The sequence below is a fragment of the Microbulbifer sp. HZ11 genome, assembly GCF_000708675.1.
GTDB lineage: Bacteria > Pseudomonadota > Gammaproteobacteria > Pseudomonadales > Cellvibrionaceae > Microbulbifer.
The window spans coordinates 276,302-293,079 of record NZ_JELR01000002.1; the positions used below are offsets into that span (position 1 = coordinate 276,302).

Consider the following 16,778-nt stretch of genomic DNA (forward strand, 5'->3'; position numbering starts at 1 on the left):
CTTATGCCGGTTGCTTCGGCGCGCCCTGTGCGGGTTTCGGGATACCCTGCTGGTAAAGGCGGATAGCCTCTTCCACCGTATCAAAAATCTGCAGCCCCGAAGGGCCGAGATAGAGGCCAACATCGCAGTTTTTCTTCAAAAGAGGCATGGCGTGCGCCACGATAATGAAGTTGGCTGTTTTTCGTTTCTCTTCGATTACCTGTTCACATTTGTGCTTGAAGTGCGCATCCCCCACCGACATCACCTCATCCACCAGGTAATAATCGAAATCCACAGCAATACTCAGGCCAAATGCGAGTCTCGAACGCATGCCCGAGGAGTAACTTTTTACTGGTGCGTCAAAGTAGTCGCCTATTTCTGCAAACTCCTGCACGCGATCCAGCACTTTGCGCTTGGCGCTACCCCAGATCCCGTGAATACCGCAGACAAATGCGGCATTCTCGCGGCCAGTCATACTCCCCTGAAAGCCACCGGATAGCCCCATGGGCCAGGATATCCGCTGATCTGTAATCACGTGCCCGGAGTCTGGGTAATCAATACCGCCCATGATCCGCAGGAGCGTTGATTTGCCGGCGCCATTTCGCCCCAGGATGCCGATGTTTTTTCCCTCGGGGAAAAAGGCATTCACGTTTTTAAACAACACCTTGCGCCCCGCCGGGGTACGGAATGACTTTGTCAGGTCGCGCAACTCGATCATTGGCTGCGCACCAGATCGCGCCATTGACTGCGGTACACCAGCAGCCCAAATGCGAGCATGGTCAGCGAGCTCATGGCCAGATACGGCAGATTTGCAAACATCCCGTGGAAACTCGCAAACAACCCTTCGCGGGTAAGTTCGATCATATGCAGTATCGGGTTCCACGACAGGTAACCGTGGTATTCCTCTGGCACCTGCTCCAGGGAAAAGAACACACCGGAAATAAAATACAGCGGGCGCACGATCATGGGGGCAAAACGGGCAGCCTCTGGAAACTTGGTGCCAACGACGCACATGGTCAGGCTGATCCCCAGGCAAAAGCCCAGAAATAGCAGATTGATCACCACCAGTAGTAGGAAGTCGTTGAAGCGCGCACTGATGCCAAACCAGGCGAGAATGCCCAACAGGACAACAAGGCTGAACAGGTAGATGGCGAACTCGAGCAGTACACGAGTGAGCACCGCATCAAATGGGCGCAGCTGGCGGTAATTGAACAGACCGCGGTTGGACTCGACCGCAGCCAGCCCTTTATTGAAGCAGCTACTGAAAAAGATAAATGGGGCAATGCCACCCAACATGAACAGCATGGTGGGGATGCCGGGATAAAACTCTCGCCCCAGAAAGCTGAAGATGGCAGCCAACACCATGATGTGCATAGCTGGCTCCAACAACACCCACGCATAGCCGAGACGCCACTTGCCGAAGCGGGTCTTCATCTCGCGAATCAGCAGCGCGCGGATGACATCGCGCTGGATCAACCAGGGGTTATGTTGTGTGGCTGGGCCCATGAGGTCTTAACGTATTTATTGAACGACCGTACAAAATTTGTACCGAAGGCACCCCTGAATGATTAATTTCATTATTTGAGATATTCGTCTCAATTACGGGAGGACTTCATTCTGAAACTGTGACGCAGGTTTGCGAAAAGACGCGTCAGATTCTACCGCAACTTGGATGCAGGAAACACCTGTAACTCAATTACAAATGATTACAGTGATACGGAAAAATACTTGTGGGCAGCACTGCCAAATCAAAAAAGGCCGTATCCCTTTCGGATGCGCGCCACTTCCACTGAGGGCCTTGTTGCGAATTCATTGTTCATCTGCGCGGGATGATTCGCAGGCCAAGCCTGCTCACCCCTGCGGGGTCGCCCGGGTACGGGCGCTCTGCGTCGCCTGCGGCTCCTTGTGAACCGGGGCTTTGCCTCAATCCCGGGCAGCCCCTGCCAAATCAAAAAAGGCCGCACCCTTTCGGATGCGGCCTTTTTTGATTTGGTGGAGCTAAGCGGGATCGAACCGCTGACCTCAACACTGCCAGTGTTGCGCTCTCCCAGCTGAGCTATAGCCCCAAAGTTGCTTTCTTGCTGAGGTTTCCCTCGAAAGCGGGGCGCATTTTAACAGTGCCCCGCTTGCTGTCAACAAGAAAAATAACTTTTTAATCAAATAGTTAGCCGCAAGCTTGAACGGTCAGTCAGGCCACGGTGGCCGCCGGCGATTTCTGGCTGGCGAGGAACTGCTGCAGACCAGCACCGACCTCTGCATGATGCAGGCCGTACTCAAACTGGGCTTTCATGTAACCAAGCTTGTTACCACAGTCGTGACTGTGCCCAACAATACGGTAAGCATCGACGGTCTGGATTTTGAGCAACTCATCAATGGCGTCGGTCAACTGGATTTCACCGCCAGCACCGGGAGCGGTACTCTCCAGCAACGCCCAGATTTGCGCGGGCAACACGTAGCGACCAACAACCGCCATATTGGAAGGCGCCGAGTCCACATCGGGCTTTTCAACCATCCCGTCAATCTTGGCGACACCGCCAACTTTCAGGTCCGCCCCCAGGCAATCCACAACGCCGTACTTGCTCACTTCGGCCCAATCCACCGACTCCACCATAATCTGGCTGGCCCTGGTCTGCTCGAAGTTGCGTACCATGGCGGCGAGATTGGTGGCGCTCAGGTCTGACGCATACTGATCCACCAGAACATCTGGCAACAATACGGCGAATGGGTTGTCGCCCACTACCGGGCGCGCGCAGGCTATGGCGTGACCAAGGCCCTTGGCTTCTGCCTGACGCACGGATATGACGGTGACATCTTTGGGGACAATGGAGCGGACTTCATCCAACAACTGACGCTTCAGGCGGTTTTCCAACTGGGCTTCCAGCTCGAAGGAGGTATCGAAGTGGTTTTCGATGGCATTTTTACTGGCGTGGGTAACCAGTACGATTTCTTTGATTCCGGCCGCGACCGCTTCGCTGACCACATATTGAATCAGAGGCTTGTCGACGATTGGCAGCATTTCTTTAGGAATTGCTTTGGTGGCCGGCAACATACGCGTCCCCAGGCCAGCTACCGGTATGACCGCCTTCTTTACTGAACTCATTGTTTTTCCTTTTGCACTAAAAATACTGGTCGGCTCGTCCTTTAACCCGCCGTAAGGAGGAATTCTAACCCGACAATGTGACAGGCGTCACACATAAGGTGGGTCGAGATTACACTCCGGTTTCATTTTTGCTCAACACTACCGGAAATCGGCTTACCAATGTACAGGCAAAAAAAATGCCACCCGGGTTGAACGGGTGGCATTGATTGAGTGGGCTGGACTCTCACCTGTAGATGTCTGGTGACGGGCAAGTGAGAGGGCACCATCCCGGCGCAGAGCCTGTGCCGGACTTGATCTGGTATCGGGGCCCAGAGTTCCGTGGAGCTGGATCCCGGGTCGAGCCCGGGATGACGACGTTAAGCGCGCGGTATGACGAAGCAAGCTCGCGGTATGACGAAGTACACGCGCGGAATGACGGAGTCAGCCGCGCGGGAGGGCGTGGGTAAATACGACGGGGTCTTAACCCAGCGCAGCGTATTCCTTTTCCCAGCGCTTGAGCACCTTTTTGCCGGCACCACCCAGAACATCAATGGCCTGGCGCAGACGGGCGCGACTGAGGTCGGGGCCCAGCAGATCCATGGCGTCCATGACCGAGAAAGAAGCCGTGGTTCCACTGATGGCGACAAACAGCGGCGCATTGAAGTCCTTCAGTTTTACGTCCATCTGCGTGGACAGCTCTTTCACCGCAGCGAAGATGTTGTCTTTGCTCCAGCTACGCAGGGCCTCCAGGCGCCACAACGCGAACTGCAGCAGTTTCTTCTGCTCGTCCAGCTCCAACTTATTGCTGGCGAAGCTCTCTTCGGTCAGCGGCAGTTTGCCGGAGGCGAGGAAGCTGACCAGAGGGGCGAAATCGCCGAAGGTTTCCATTCGACCTTTGGCGTGCGGTAGAACCTTGAGCAGGTTTTCGCGATTGAGCAGCCACTGCTGCAGACGATCTGCCAGCTGCGCGTCTTCCAGTTCACGAATCCACAGGCCGTTGAGCCAGCTCAGTTTCTCCACATCAAACACCGGGCCGCCGAGGGACACACGCTTGATATCGAAGTGCTTGAGCATTTCGTCCAGGGTGAACTTCTCGCTCTCATCCGGCATGGACCAGCCCATGCGCCCCAGGTAGTTCAACAGGGCTTCGGGCATAAAGCCGGCGCGCTGGTAATACAGGATGGAAGTGGGGTTCTTGCGCTTGGACAGTTTGGTCTTGTCCGGGTTGCGCAGCAACGGCAGGTGGCAGAGCACCGGCATTTCCCAGCCGAAGTATTCGTACAGCAGCTTGTGCTTGGGGGCGGAGTTGATCCACTCCTCCCCCCGCAGTACGTGGGTGATCTCCATCAGGTGGTCGTCCACCACGTTGGCCAGATGGTAGGTGGGCATACCGTCGGACTTCAGCAGTACCTGGGCGTCCACCTGGGCCCAGTCGATCTCGATGGTGCCGCGCAGCAGGTCTTCCACCACACAGGTGCCGGACTCTGGCACATTCATCCGCACCACATAGGGCTCGCCGGCGGCTTTGCGCTTCTCGACCTCTTCAGCAGGCAGCGCCAGGTCGCTGGGCTTCAGCGTCGCCTTGCCCGACTCCTGTAATTGCGCGCGCAAGTGATCCAATTCCTCCGCGGTGCGGTAACAATGGAAAGCATGCCCGTTGGCGACCAGTTCGTCGCAGTATTTTTTGTAGATATCGCCCCGTTCACTCTGGCGATAAGGGCCGTGAGGGCCACCCACATCGGGGCCTTCCTGCCAGTCGAGCCCCAACCAGCGGAGGCTGTCGAGAATGGCCTGCTCGGACTCCGGGGTGCTGCGCGCCTGATCGGTATCTTCGATACGCAGTACAAACTGGCCACCCTGGGCCTGAGCGAAGCACTGGTTGAACAGGGCGATGTAGGCGGTGCCTACATGGGGATCACCGGTGGGTGAAGGCGCGATACGAGTTCTAACGGTCATTGGAATCCTGTTGTTAGGCGAGTGACTAATAACTATATAAAGGAAGAAAGACTTTTACGGCGCGCGATTATATCGCTGGAGAAAGATCAACGCACCGACGATTGGGGCGGGTGACGCAACACCTGTACAAGCTGACCGGCAGAACAGTCTCGACCAAAGTGAAAATTTCTTTAGAAAATTTCTGTGACTAAATTCACAAAGTTGGTATGATCGCACCACAGTCGGCGAGATTGGTGAATTTTCCGCCAATTTGCTGTAGTCGACGCCAGGGCATACCCAACACAATGCCCAGCCACAACGACAACACTATCGCACTTAAGAGTTCAGGGAGTCCCATAATGAAAAAGCGTATTGTTGCAATCTCCGCAGCCGCATTTTTCTGCGCTAACACCTTTGCTGCTACCCAGGGTACAGAAGACAGCGATGCTTCTTCTGGCAGCGTCGACATTACATTGAGCGTGGCATCTACGATCGTCGCCAAAAACTTTGACGACATCCCTCTCGATGCCAGCTCCGCGATTGCGGGCCAACCGATTGCCAGCAGTGATCCTTTCTGCGTAGGTGGAGTTGGTTTCGCGCAGTACGATGTTGCTTTCGCCAGCGCCAATGGCACCACTGCTCCAACCCCAGCCGCGGAAGCAGTGGCCCCGTTTGAGCTGATCAACAATTCCGACCGTATCAGCTACGAAGTTGGCTTCGCCAATGACGCTGCTGCTGCTTCCAGCTCCGTAGATGCAGACGGCACCGGCGCCATTGCAGGCACTTTCGCAAAAGCCGGCGACCTTACTTGCAGCGGCGACAACGCCAAGCTGTTCGTTAGCGTTCCTGCGGATCAGTGGGGTTCCACCACTGAGTCTGGTGACTACACCGACACTCTGACAGTCACCGTATCCATCGCTGACTGATTTGAGATGAGCTCTCGGCGACCTGGTGGTTGCCGAGCGCTTGTACGCCCCGATGCTTTTCCGAGTTTTCACCCGGTCTTCGCTGTGCCTGGGAATGTTGGCTGCGCTCGAGTCATATGCAGCAACGACAGCATTGGTACTGGAGACAGGTGTCCCTCCCGGGTTTTCAGATCTCACTGAAGCGCAGGAACTCGTCGCCGATATTTATTTCGGGGGCCGTCTTCTTGGTGGCGTTCCCGTTACCGTCACCTTGAATGAAGTGACCTTCCGCGACCCTGCCTACACCGCCGAGGTTTTACCCGAAACGCTCGACCCCAGCCGCCTGCTGGAACTGCTGTCGAGCCCGCTGGCGCGTAACTCATCCAAGGTCTGCTTCACAACCCAGCAGCAAAACTGCGGTTTTCTGCAACCGGACGAACTTGGCATCATCTATGACGAGTCCCGATTCCGGATCGACATTTTCATGTCGTCATCCCTGCTCCCACAGCAGGATGCTATCGAAGCGCCCTACTTACCCGATTCCAAGTCTGAATTTTCGGTAATCCAGAACCTTACCGGTACCTGGTCTGGCGTTGAAGGTGATAACAGCGCCCAGACGGCATCCCTTTATGGGCAGACCATCGTGAGCTTTGGGGAAAGTGGCCTCCACAGCAACTGGACTGTTGACGACACCGGTAATACGCAAATTTACCGGATGCACTGGACCAAAGATTACCGGGGCCAGGCCTATTCAATAGGCCTGCTCCAGCCATATTCCGGTTTTGGCACCTTTGTGAGCGCCCCTTATCTGTATGGCATTGAATATAGAAGCAGTGATAACAGCCGAATAGACCGGGAGTACCGACTGGGTTCGGCGGTGGACATCAACATGCCAACCCGCGGCCGAATTGAGGTGCTGCGAGACGGGCGCCTTATTCATAGCGCCCTGCTGGAGGCGGGCAACCAGTTGGTCGATACATCGACCTTCCCTGATGGTGCCTACGAAATCGAAATCCGCACTTATGATGAAAGCGGTCGACTCATCAACAACTATCAGGAATTCTTTGCAAAGGACTCCCAACTGCCCGCTCTCGATGAGTGGCAATGGAGTCTGCAAGCAGGCAAGCCTGCCCATGTTTCTTCCACTCAGACCCTGCCCGACCAGCTTGACGCTTATTTCGTGCAAGCAGGTGCTGCGCGCCGCGTGACCGACAACTTCGGCATGTTTGGTAATGTGGCCGGTACAGATAGTGACTCCGCTGTTGAAATCGGCGGCCGCTGGATACTTCCCTATGTCGAATTATCCCCAAGCGTCATCTTCTCTGATGGCCGTACAGGCCACCGGCTGTATGGCACTCTGCAAACGTCACGATTCACAATTGGAGTGAGCGAGACCAAATTGGATGAGGGGCCAAATTTGGCGGGTGGCCAATACACCCTTCTGCACAGCGGATTCAGCAATCGATCTCTAAATCTCAGTGCACCAATTCTTGGGGGCCAGCTGAGCGCACGCTATACCGAGCGCAGCCGCGCTGTGCCATTGGAAGATACCGATTTTACCCTTGAGTCCGATTTCACTGGATCCAACCGCCTGAAAACACTGGAATTCCGTCGTAGTATTTTCAGCAACCGCTATTGGCGAGGTGACCTGACCCTATCCCACAGTGATGCGGATGGTGTTCCATATACCCGGGCCACCATTGAGTTTCGGCGGCACGGCGACCAATGGAGCCACACCGTTCGCTCTCGAGTTGAGCAAACCGAAGACGGCACAACGCCATTCGCCGGATTCAATAGCTCCTGGAGTGACCGCGACAAATGGTCCATGGTGGTCGACCAGAACTTTTCAGCAGAGTTGGCAGAAAACCAACAATATCTTCGCAGTGTAAGCCGTGTTGCGGGGCACCGCGGTCAGGCAACCGCCACGTTCGATTGGAATAACAACGCCGCGAGTGATACCAACTCACTCAATTACCTCGGGACTTTCAGCACCAATCTCATGACCGATGGCAAGTCGTTTGCCTGGGGTGGGGAATCTGCACTCGAGAGCGCGATTCTGATCGATATTGACGGCAGCACCGCGCAGGATTTCGAGATCCTTGTAGACGGCGTACGCCGTGGCTACGCCCGAGGAGATGAAATTTCGGCAATCAATCTGCCTGCTTTCAATACGTATGACTTGACGTTACGCCCTCTGGGCGATGGATTCTACGATTTTGCGGAACAGACACAGGCAATCACGCTATATCCAGGAAATGTGTCGGCCTCCTCCTACGAGGTTGAAAGTGTCGTTCTTGTTATTGGCCGATTGCTGAAACAGGGAAAACCGGCCGGCGGCGTAAAAATTTCGTTCGGGGAGCGTAGCGCCGTTACCGATGAGTACGGCCTTTTCCAGATGCCACTCGTTCTGCCAAATAGCGCGCGTACCTCTCCTCCACTTCAGTGGGGCAATTGCGAAATTCCCATCACTCAGCAACAACACGACGAACACTGGATAAACCTGGGTGACATCGAGCTAGACCGCAACCATTGTCTGTCGGAGGTAGCCAATGTGGTCCGCTAGCATCGCACAGCCCATGGCAGCCCGCATCACCGCGCTGCTCACCATGCTCCTGATCATATTGTGGTCTGGCGCTAGCAGCGCGGGTACCTCCTACAATAGCCAGCCATGCCTTGAGGGGCCCACTAACCAGCGGGGTAGCTGGTACTACCTGTTCTACCCCAACGCATTCAATTACGATCACTTTCTGGGTGTGTGTAACCTGGAAGGGCTGACCTCAGAGATTGAATATAGTGGTGATGCCACTTACGTGAACCTTTTCCCGGGAATGGGTATTCGAAGCTGCGGCCGCCAAAGCAACAGTCAATATCAGTGGGGCTGCCGGGAGCCGGTTGCCTTTCGCGTACAAGTCATCGATCCGGACGCTGCCACTCAGTTTCAACTGCGGAATTCCGCCGGTGAAATACTCCCTGTAGATTTCACCCTCACCCTGGAAGGCAGCCCTCCCATTAACCTGGCCCCCAATCAGTGGAGTGCGGCCGCGCCTCATTTACCGGGCAATGTGCGATTGACCCCAGCAGCGCTACAGTTGCAGATCCCTGACCCCACACAGATTCGCCCCGGCACCTATGAGAAGACCTTTCAATTTACCGTCGAGCAGGCTTCACATACCGGGCAATACTACTTTGACAGCGGAAGCACGCTCGCCCCGATCGACTTTACGGTGAGGCTCGTTATAGAACCCAAGATCCGGATCAGCGGCCTGTCCGACGTCACTCTTACAGCAGATTTTAGCGACTATACTTCATCAGACCAGGCGTTCTGCGTGTATTCCCGCAATGCGGAATTTACACTTCGAGCCCTTAGTTTACAGGGTACTGCAGAAAGTGCCTTTTTACTCAGCGACGGCGCCGATACGATCCCCTACGAAGTGCTCGCAGGCCCTAAGGATCAAAATGCCACGCTACTGGATTACAACACGCCCTACGGACCGTGGCAGGGTGCATTGGTCGATGGTTGCACTGCAAATGGAATGAATATGTCTTTGGAAGTGCGTATCCACCCTACCCAGCTCAGCGATGCTCGCGCGGGTATTTATACCGATACGCTCACACTTGTGGTTGAACTGGAATAGTGTGGGAATACATCATCCCTTGACTGCTCAAGTCTTTTCCCAAACGTCAGGGCTGGCCGGGAGTTTTATTCGGGTAGCAGGGTTCACGAGTATCCTCTCGGCAACCTGCCTTTCCGAATCTGTACTTGCTCAACAGTCTTACACTTCCAATAACAGCTATCCCTGCTCCAATGGCTCAGAAGTTGTAGCTCCGGATCGTCTGGGAGACAAAGCAATTGGAATATGCGGCTTGAATTCACTCAGTGAGGCGAGCGGCGACATCCAGGAAATTATAAATTCTTTTACAATTCGCAGTTGCTGGGCCTGGTGGGAGGGCAATCAATACACCACCGCCTATTGTGAAGAGCCTCGTGGTTTTTCGGTCGAGCTTTATGGCGATACCAATGCCGATGGCGACTTTGTCCTTACAGGGCCCGCGGGAAGTATACCGGTCGACATTCGATTCCGGCATGAGCCAGACGGCAGTGAATATCGATTCCAGGCAAACAATCAGAGTCAGGAATTTTCCGGTGCGGCCAACGGCGCCCAGATTCCGGTCAAGATTATCGTAACCCCCAAATCCGGAACCTTCCCCCCCGGTGAATACGAGGGGAATTTTTCTTTCGCGCTATACCAATGCAGGGGAACCTGGAATGGCGGCGACTGTAGGGGAGCAGATTCCAATGGTAAAGCCAACCTTTCCCCGCCACTCGACTTTGGCGTTCGCCTAACGTCGAGCGCTCGAATCCAGATTACCGGACTCGAGGATATGCAATTGATATCTACCGGAGAAGACATAGATGCGAGCCAACGCTTCTGCGTTTACACCTCTGATGGCTCCGAATTTCGGCTAAAAGCGGATAGTCAATACGGTAGTGGGATTTTCGCGCTAAAAAGCCAAACTTCCGCTCAAACAATTGAGTATGACTTGAGAACCTGGGCCCTGATTGGCCCCAGAAGACGGGCGCGTCTTGATGAAGGTGTGTTTACACGAAATACCTGGCATGGGCACCCGCAAAAAGCGTGCAATGCCGGAGCCGATGAGAATATGCTATTGGAACTGCGCATTCCATCTGACCGCCTTCAGTCATTGGATTCAACATCCTACCATGACACGCTGACATTAACCGTTGAGGCGGAATGACCTTCAAGGAACGGCAAGCTGGACCGTGGTTGAGCCGTCTCCCGTAGCGGCATTGAAACGCAAAAATGCGGTACCCGGGTTCGGGCCTTGCTGCGCATAATTAATCGTCACTTTCTCATCAGGGTATACCCGGTTAGTAATATCCAACGGCTCACAGGATTCATCGTCTGTGCAGTAGAATACCTCGCTAACCTGTGCGTTGATATTACCGGTATTGGTAAGAATCAATTGCTCCCCGGAACGTAACAGCTCAAACTCATAGGATCCATTTTTGGGCTGAACAAATACTAATGCTTGATAAGCGATCAGTATTTTCAACGCCATTTTGTCACTCTTGATATCACCGACCACCGGTTTGAAGGTCACCCGGTAGACCTTTTCCCTGTCCAGGTTTTTATCCAGTGACATCAAGCGAAAACGCTTTCTTGTTCCAGGTGCCAACACCGCTTTTGCAGGGTTTACCAATAGGCGGAAATCTTTGGGGTCAGTGATTCGCACCCGCTGCTCATCGGGCTGACCTGGGTTATCGACCCGAAAGATCTCGGTTTGCAGGTAAAGAGGCTCCTGATCGGGGTTTGAAACCAGAATATCATCTCGGGAGTTCGGTTGGTCATTCAGATAGACGATGATCTTGTCCAGGGACATTGCTGCCAATGCAGGGTTGGCAATGAGGAGGAGCAGGAGAAATGCAAACTTTTTCATAGCTTCTGAGCAGCTGTCTATTCGGTCTGGAAGTGGCATCTATATATTCTATCGCCACAACTACATCAGAGCTACTATCGGCGCTTATTCCGCCACAATAAAGATGACTTTACCCGCGGAGGATTCAGACACTGGCATGCAGTTTTGGCGCATATTCACCGCCACCATTTCAGGGCCTGCCGCTGCATCCAGGTCGCGAACAAAGAGTTGATATGTGCTGAAGGGCATATGGTGCAAACACAGTGTGCCGCCACTTTTGGAAGCCGAGGTTGTGAAACTCGTCTTGACCGGCATTCGCAGTGTAATTTTCGCTGACGCCTGAGCCGTCGTCTGTGCGTGACCATGCGTCTGCAGTATCGCCACTGCCAATAGCAATGTCCACACTCGCCACCTTACAAACCCCATAGCCCGGTTCTCCAGCCCGTTACAAGCAGCCGAAGCCAATTCAACCGATCGACCCGGTCCACTCAGTGTAGACAGGGAATTACGGAACAAGTCGAGATGGCAGACCGCTCGACGTCGATATCTGCATTATTAAAAATAATATCGGCGTAAGAGGTAGAAGCTTTAGCAGGTTTATGAGCAAAACCTGTTTTGTGAGAAAAAAATCTCACATCGGGAAACAATGATTAAAGTGGCGCACTCTCGCTCCGCCGTTAAACCAGTTGCTCAATAACATCCGGATGATGCTTGGCAAGTGCGGCGCATTTCTTTCGCGTCTTGCCCGCCCGTGAAGGCGGCTGACAAATCCCACAGATAAAATTATGACTCGGTGTATGCGCGTGGTTCACAAACTTGCCGCTACAACTCGTACAGGATGACAGCTCAAACAGTCCGCTTTCAAAGAAGCGAATCAACGTCCAGGCTCTGGTCAGGCCGAGCACCGGCTCATCATTTTCATCGTCTGCCAGCTCCAGATACAGGCGATATGCTTTGATGAAGCCCTCCATGCGCTCGCACCCCTGCTCCTCCGTCAAGCGTAAATAGATTCCGTAGAAGAGCGAGGAGTGAATATTCGGCATCCAGGTGGTAAACCAATCGGTCGAGAAAGGCAACATCCCCTTGGGCGGGGACATTCCTCGCACTTCTTTATACAGCCGGATCAGGCGCCCCCGGCTAAGATCGGTTTCTGACTCTAACACCTGTAAACGGGCATTCAGTTCAATCAACTCAATCGCAAGCTGAACTTGCTGCATTTCATTGAGCAGGCTTTTTTCTGTCATGACATACAACTCAATTGACGTTAGAAGACATCAAAAGTGCCGTATGTATATGGCTCAGGTTTTCCGCGCGCTTGTTGCTAGTAAGCTGCTCAAGCTGGATCGGATTTTCCAGATTAAGTCTGAATAAAAACTGGTTCGAACGTGCGAGCCGGGTGAGCTGTTTGGCAGTCAGCGAAACGATTTTTGTAGCCAGCGTTTCATCCACCTTGAGACGGAAACGCGCGGTTGCAAAATCTTCCTTAAGTAAGCGCTGAGCGAGAAGCAGGTAACTAAGATTGATCTCTTGAATTTCGTTGATTGCACTATCCTGCATGGCTATCGTACTCCTTCAATCTTTTTTATTGGCAACCAGAATTTCTGGCAAGCACTTAATGCATCCAAAGTCGAAGGGCTTCTCGCATTTGACTCCTTTCTATTTTTGAGCGGCCCCTACCTTTCGGTACCGCTCAGCCATCCTTTCAACAGGATGCATGCATCCTATTGACCTTCCCTGGTATGAGCCTGAACACGTGCAGAGCAAGGCAATAACTTCCCTGCAAACTGACACAAATGCCCCCACTCAAATTGCCACCACTTCGCCTCAACGTCCAACCGTTAATGGATGTTTGACGACGCTCCACAAACCCCAGGAGCTTCGGTTTTAAGATCACACCGCCATTAGCGAACTAATCGGCGAAGTAAAATTAAAGCCCAAACCGTTAGCTGAGTCACATTTTAACTGTGCGCTCGTTCAACTTATGAGAAAAATTACCACATCTGTAATCCTTCTGCATACTACTTTTGTAGGAAATTTACGAAAAAGAGACTTAATTGACTTTCATTCTCAACCGCCAGGGGACTTCGGGCGATCTTCTCGGAATTGAGTATCTACTTCCAATATCCATGCCACCAATTCCACTACGGTCTGGAATACCTCATCCGGGATTTTCTCTCCCCAGTCCAACTGAGCAAGCAACGCAAAGAGCTCTGGTGCTTGATGGGTGAACAGGTTTTCTTTAACTGCCGCAGCGATGACCTCGCTGATAATCTGACTACCATCGGTACCGGTTCGTGTGTCCAGCCCCTTTGACAAAGCACCGTTAGCAGGTCCTTTTCCATACAAATCGCTCATTTGAAAACCACGACATTTATGATCACCTTATGAAATCTAGCAATCTCGAGCTTGCCTTTCAGAACATCAACAGCGGCCATAATCCGATCAGCCGCTATTTGGGTCGCAGCTCTCACTTCCAGCTCCAGCAATGAGCCGGACACCTTTAAAACCAGGGTTACGGGTCCGAGGGACTCCATTTGTAGGGCGACCTCCAGATGCCAGGTAGCACACTGCTCGACCGTTCTGGGTTGCCGATAGGGAACTTCAGGTTGCTCATCAAATGGCGGGTTCAACCGGATTTCCACGAACACACCAGGCCATAGCTCTCCGTGCCAAATGAGTGAGCGCGTCGCCAGTAGGTCCAATTGCTTACCAATTAACCGCTGTAGATCTTTACCCAGGCCGCTATCGGTTTTGCTCTCACTCAGCCAAAGAGCCATTTGAGGCTCCCGCTGAAGTAACGTTTTGTCCCGAATACCTCGATACCAGGCAACCAGGTGGGATTCGTAAAATAGGCCGCTGAACACAACACTTGCTTTCAACAGTGATGCAACTTCGCTTGCCTCCGACCCACCGATAGCAATTGCCCCGCTAGGTGAAACGCTAGCGCTTACCACTTGCCGTTCGAGGATAGTGGAAATGTATTGCGCAGCTCGACTCAGATATACCTTATCAACTGGGTAGTGAGTACTAACTGCCCCCAAACGAATTTCCCCGGATTTGGACGACACACCCTGTGCATAGGGTGGCGCAGCATGCTGGTTCAGACGAGCATCACTACGCACTGCATGAACACTCCGCGTGGCGTCGATCGGTTTGACTGGTTTCAACGCGCGATCACGAGGTGCCGTTTCAACGCGCTTGCCGAGCACCTGGTGTAGAAGGGTGTCCAGCAACGTATTGATACCACTCATTGGGGCGCGGAATTTAGTGGTATTACTGTGCCGTAGGCTCTGGACAGGTCACGCTTTCGGGTATTGGTACCAATCAACTCCTGGAGTTCAGTCTGGCGCTGCTCAAGTCGCTGACGTATTTCAAGATCCTGTTCCAGGATCTGTTCAAGCAGTTCCATTTTTCGCTTGCGCTCCCGATCGCTTAGTTGCAACCGAGCTTCCGCATTCGCAAGAGTTTCCACTTCAATAGCGTAATTGGTTTGCTCTTCTACCAGCCTGAACCAGTCACGCGCGTGTACGAAGGCGAGCATGCGGGAAGATCGCGCGAGTAACTCTGTATAGCCTGCGAGGATTGCCGTTGGGGACGATAACGAGGACTCTCTTGTTTTGGACTTATTTTCCATTAGCCGTCCCCGGATCTATATCATTCCAGGCGGAGGCAATTTCGCCGAGTAATCGGCGCGCCTCGTTGAGGTCCTCTTCGCTATTTCTCAGGTTTGCCGTTAGAAGTTTTTCCGCAATATATTCGTACAGAGATGCCAGATGTTGTGCGAGTTCACCACCACGTTCAAAATCCAGCGCCGCCAGAAGACCCTTGTTCACAATGTCGATCGCTTTCGAGATGGCACGGCCTTTTTCCGCCACATTCCCATCTCTCAGATGAACCATCGCTGTGCCAATTGCAGTATCTGCGCCTTGAAACAGCAGTACAATCAAACGATGTGGGCTAGCTGATAGTACGTCACTTTCCAGCCCTACCCGCGCATAACTGGCAGCGCCTTGCGCCCGGTTATTCACTCTTTTTGCGTACAATCTCTCAACTCCTCAATATTCTTATTGTTTCAGCTGCGCGGCGAGTGCATCAAACTGCTGCGTGAGATATGAACTCGTCGAATTCATTTGCGCGATCAGACTGTCTAGCTGACTAAATTGTGTTCGATAACGTTCGATGGTACTTTCAATCTGCTGCTCCATGCGGTCATAACGCTGCCCCATTGCCTCGACACTCGTCTCAAGACCGCTAGTCGCATTTTCTATCAAGCCTCCCTCATCCATCATAGCGCCGAGAGCCTCCGCTACCCGATCAGCAAAACCTTCAGATTCTTCGGATTCCCCAGCGAATAGATTCGACAGCGCCCCAAGCTGATTGGCAACGAGATCCGTGACCTTTTCATCGTCGAGTGTTAGCGTTCCATCGACCTCCAGTGTTATCCCCAAATCGGCCAGTGAAGAAAATGTATCATCCGCAAGGGATCCCCCCACCAGCTCCCGCAATTGGGATTCAACACCCCGTACTGTGGCGTTACCTTGCAAGATACCGCCAACACCTGTTGCGCCATCAAATGAAGTGAGGTCAGATAAGGACCCCTGCAGGCTATTGTAGGCATCGACAAAATTAGACAGTTTCTTTTGGATACCGGCAGTATCCCTGGTAATTTCCAAGGTGGTGGTACCAGTCTCTTCCAGATTCAGGGTAACGCCCTGGATCGCTCCCTCCACCCGATTACTCTGAGACTGAATGGCGATACCGTTGATATCTAACTGCGCATTCTGGGCCGCAACTTCGGTAGCGGCATCCAGGGTAAGTGCATCGCCAAAGCCACCGGCAGAGAAGGAAACCGAGTCAATGGCCGCCTCGGTACCGGTTTGGGCGGAGGTCAACACCAGTCGATAAGGCTGGCCACTGCCATCGTTAACAATGGATGCAATTACCCCTGCATCCGCATCGTTAATCGCATCCCGAATATCTTCCAGTGAGCTATCCGCTTCACTTACGGAAACGCTAAACTGTTCACCATTTCCCAGCGTAAAATCAATACTACCGGCACCCAGGTCAGCACCCTGATCTACGACGCCGGTGCTAGCGATACTGTAGCTTCTCGCCCGTTGGACAACATCAACCTCGTAGGTACCAACCGGGGTATCCTCATTAGCGCTGATGGTCAATCCCTCTCCACTCAGGCTGGTTTTTACGCCGGCGAAGCTCCCCGGTTCACTGAGGGCGACAGCAGCATCCTTTACTTTCTCCAGTGCGCTTTCCAGAAGTCCAAAAGCGGATATTTTGGTCTCGTAGCTTTTTTGTTGCTGCAAGATAGGGGTTAACTTCTGGCGCTCAGCGGATTCCAGCTGATCCAGAAGACCGCTCAGATCCAGCCCCGAACCAATCCCCAAGGATGAAATGGTGGCCATTACGCCCTCCTTATATACAAA

Annotated in this window: 16 protein-coding genes and 1 tRNA gene; 4 read left to right on the top strand and 13 right to left on the bottom strand. The window is 53.2% G+C overall.

All coding sequences use genetic code 11. The features are described from left to right. Nucleotide 1 precedes the first annotated feature (1 nt). From AU11_RS08965 to gltX, 5 genes are all read right to left on the bottom strand, one after another. The gene (locus AU11_RS08965; protein WP_043318834.1) at nucleotides 2-697 is read right to left on the bottom strand and encodes an ABC transporter ATP-binding protein; all 696 of its coding nucleotides are present in this window, start codon (nucleotides 695-697) and stop codon (nucleotides 2-4) included. Further along, entirely contained in the window at nucleotides 694-1,485 is a 792-nt protein-coding gene (locus AU11_RS08970) for an ABC transporter permease (RefSeq protein ID WP_043318836.1), read from the bottom strand. Before AU11_RS08970 ends, AU11_RS08965 begins: the two co-directional genes overlap by 4 nt. A gap of 484 nt (nucleotides 1,486-1,969) precedes the next feature. After that, nucleotides 1,970-2,045, bottom strand: a tRNA-Ala gene (locus AU11_RS08975). A 122-nt stretch (nucleotides 2,046-2,167) separates the two neighbouring features. Then, nucleotides 2,168-3,079 (bottom strand): UTP--glucose-1-phosphate uridylyltransferase GalU, encoded by a 912-nt coding sequence (gene galU, locus AU11_RS08980; protein WP_043318838.1) that lies wholly within the window; start codon nucleotides 3,077-3,079, stop codon nucleotides 2,168-2,170. Nucleotides 3,080-3,538: 459 nt separating this feature from the next. Further along, nucleotides 3,539-5,014 (bottom strand): glutamate--tRNA ligase, encoded by a 1,476-nt coding sequence (gene gltX, locus AU11_RS08985; RefSeq protein ID WP_043318840.1) that lies wholly within the window; start codon nucleotides 5,012-5,014, stop codon nucleotides 3,539-3,541. Nucleotides 5,015-5,352: 338 nt separating this feature from the next. Here gltX and AU11_RS08990 point away from each other — a divergent pair, with 338 nt between their 5' ends. The 4 genes from AU11_RS08990 to AU11_RS09005 all read left to right on the top strand — a co-directional run bounded on the left by AU11_RS08990 (nucleotide 5,353) and on the right by AU11_RS09005 (nucleotide 10,656). After that, nucleotides 5,353-5,919 carry a hypothetical protein gene (locus AU11_RS08990; RefSeq protein WP_043318841.1) on the top strand — a complete coding sequence of 189 codons (567 nt, stop codon included), beginning with the start codon at nucleotides 5,353-5,355 and terminating at the stop codon, nucleotides 5,917-5,919. 94 nt (nucleotides 5,920-6,013) lie between these two features. Further along, nucleotides 6,014-8,461: a TcfC E-set like domain-containing protein gene (locus tag AU11_RS08995; protein WP_231491780.1), complete on the top strand. Its 2,448-nt coding sequence runs from the start codon at nucleotides 6,014-6,016 to the stop codon at nucleotides 8,459-8,461. Continuing rightward, complete coding sequence (locus AU11_RS09000; RefSeq protein ID WP_043318843.1) at nucleotides 8,448-9,533, top strand: hypothetical protein; 1,086 nt, start codon at nucleotides 8,448-8,450, stop codon at nucleotides 9,531-9,533. The genes AU11_RS08995 and AU11_RS09000 overlap by 14 nt, the downstream gene beginning before the upstream one ends. Before the next feature lie 19 nt (nucleotides 9,534-9,552). Next, the gene (locus AU11_RS09005) at nucleotides 9,553-10,656 is read left to right on the top strand and encodes a hypothetical protein (RefSeq protein WP_156035246.1); all 1,104 of its coding nucleotides are present in this window, start codon (nucleotides 9,553-9,555) and stop codon (nucleotides 10,654-10,656) included. A gap of 3 nt (nucleotides 10,657-10,659) precedes the next feature. Here the strand turns inward: AU11_RS09005 and AU11_RS09010 are convergent, their stop codons facing one another. The 8 genes from AU11_RS09010 to fliD all read right to left on the bottom strand — a co-directional run bounded on the left by AU11_RS09010 (nucleotide 10,660) and on the right by fliD (nucleotide 16,757). Beyond that, a complete protein-coding gene (locus tag AU11_RS09010; protein ID WP_051687120.1) occupies nucleotides 10,660-11,358 on the bottom strand; it encodes a molecular chaperone in 699 nt (232 codons plus the stop codon). Between the two features lie 656 nt (nucleotides 11,359-12,014). After that, nucleotides 12,015-12,581, bottom strand: coding sequence for a flagellar transcriptional regulator FlhC (flhC, locus tag AU11_RS09020; protein WP_043320298.1), 567 nt, complete (start codon nucleotides 12,579-12,581; stop codon nucleotides 12,015-12,017). Between the two features lie 10 nt (nucleotides 12,582-12,591). Beyond that, nucleotides 12,592-12,894, bottom strand: a complete 303-nt coding sequence (flhD, locus tag AU11_RS09025) for a flagellar transcriptional regulator FlhD (protein ID WP_043318849.1) — start codon at nucleotides 12,892-12,894, stop codon at nucleotides 12,592-12,594. Between the two features lie 510 nt (nucleotides 12,895-13,404). Beyond that, the gene (locus AU11_RS09030; RefSeq protein ID WP_051687121.1) at nucleotides 13,405-13,692 is read right to left on the bottom strand and encodes a hypothetical protein; all 288 of its coding nucleotides are present in this window, start codon (nucleotides 13,690-13,692) and stop codon (nucleotides 13,405-13,407) included. Next, nucleotides 13,689-14,588, bottom strand: a complete 900-nt coding sequence (locus AU11_RS09035) for a flagellar hook-length control protein FliK (RefSeq protein WP_043318851.1) — start codon at nucleotides 14,586-14,588, stop codon at nucleotides 13,689-13,691. Before AU11_RS09035 ends, AU11_RS09030 begins: the two co-directional genes overlap by 4 nt. Beyond that, nucleotides 14,585-14,971, bottom strand: coding sequence for a flagellar protein FliT (locus tag AU11_RS09040; RefSeq protein WP_043318853.1), 387 nt, complete (start codon nucleotides 14,969-14,971; stop codon nucleotides 14,585-14,587). The genes AU11_RS09035 and AU11_RS09040 overlap by 4 nt, the downstream gene beginning before the upstream one ends. Beyond that, nucleotides 14,961-15,380 (bottom strand): flagellar export chaperone FliS, encoded by a 420-nt coding sequence (gene fliS / locus AU11_RS09045; RefSeq protein WP_043318855.1) that lies wholly within the window; start codon nucleotides 15,378-15,380, stop codon nucleotides 14,961-14,963. The genes AU11_RS09040 and fliS overlap by 11 nt, the downstream gene beginning before the upstream one ends. A 21-nt stretch (nucleotides 15,381-15,401) precedes the next feature. Continuing rightward, nucleotides 15,402-16,757, bottom strand: a complete 1,356-nt coding sequence (gene fliD / locus AU11_RS09050; RefSeq protein WP_043318856.1) for a flagellar filament capping protein FliD — start codon at nucleotides 16,755-16,757, stop codon at nucleotides 15,402-15,404. Nucleotides 16,758-16,778: the final 21 nt, after the last annotated feature.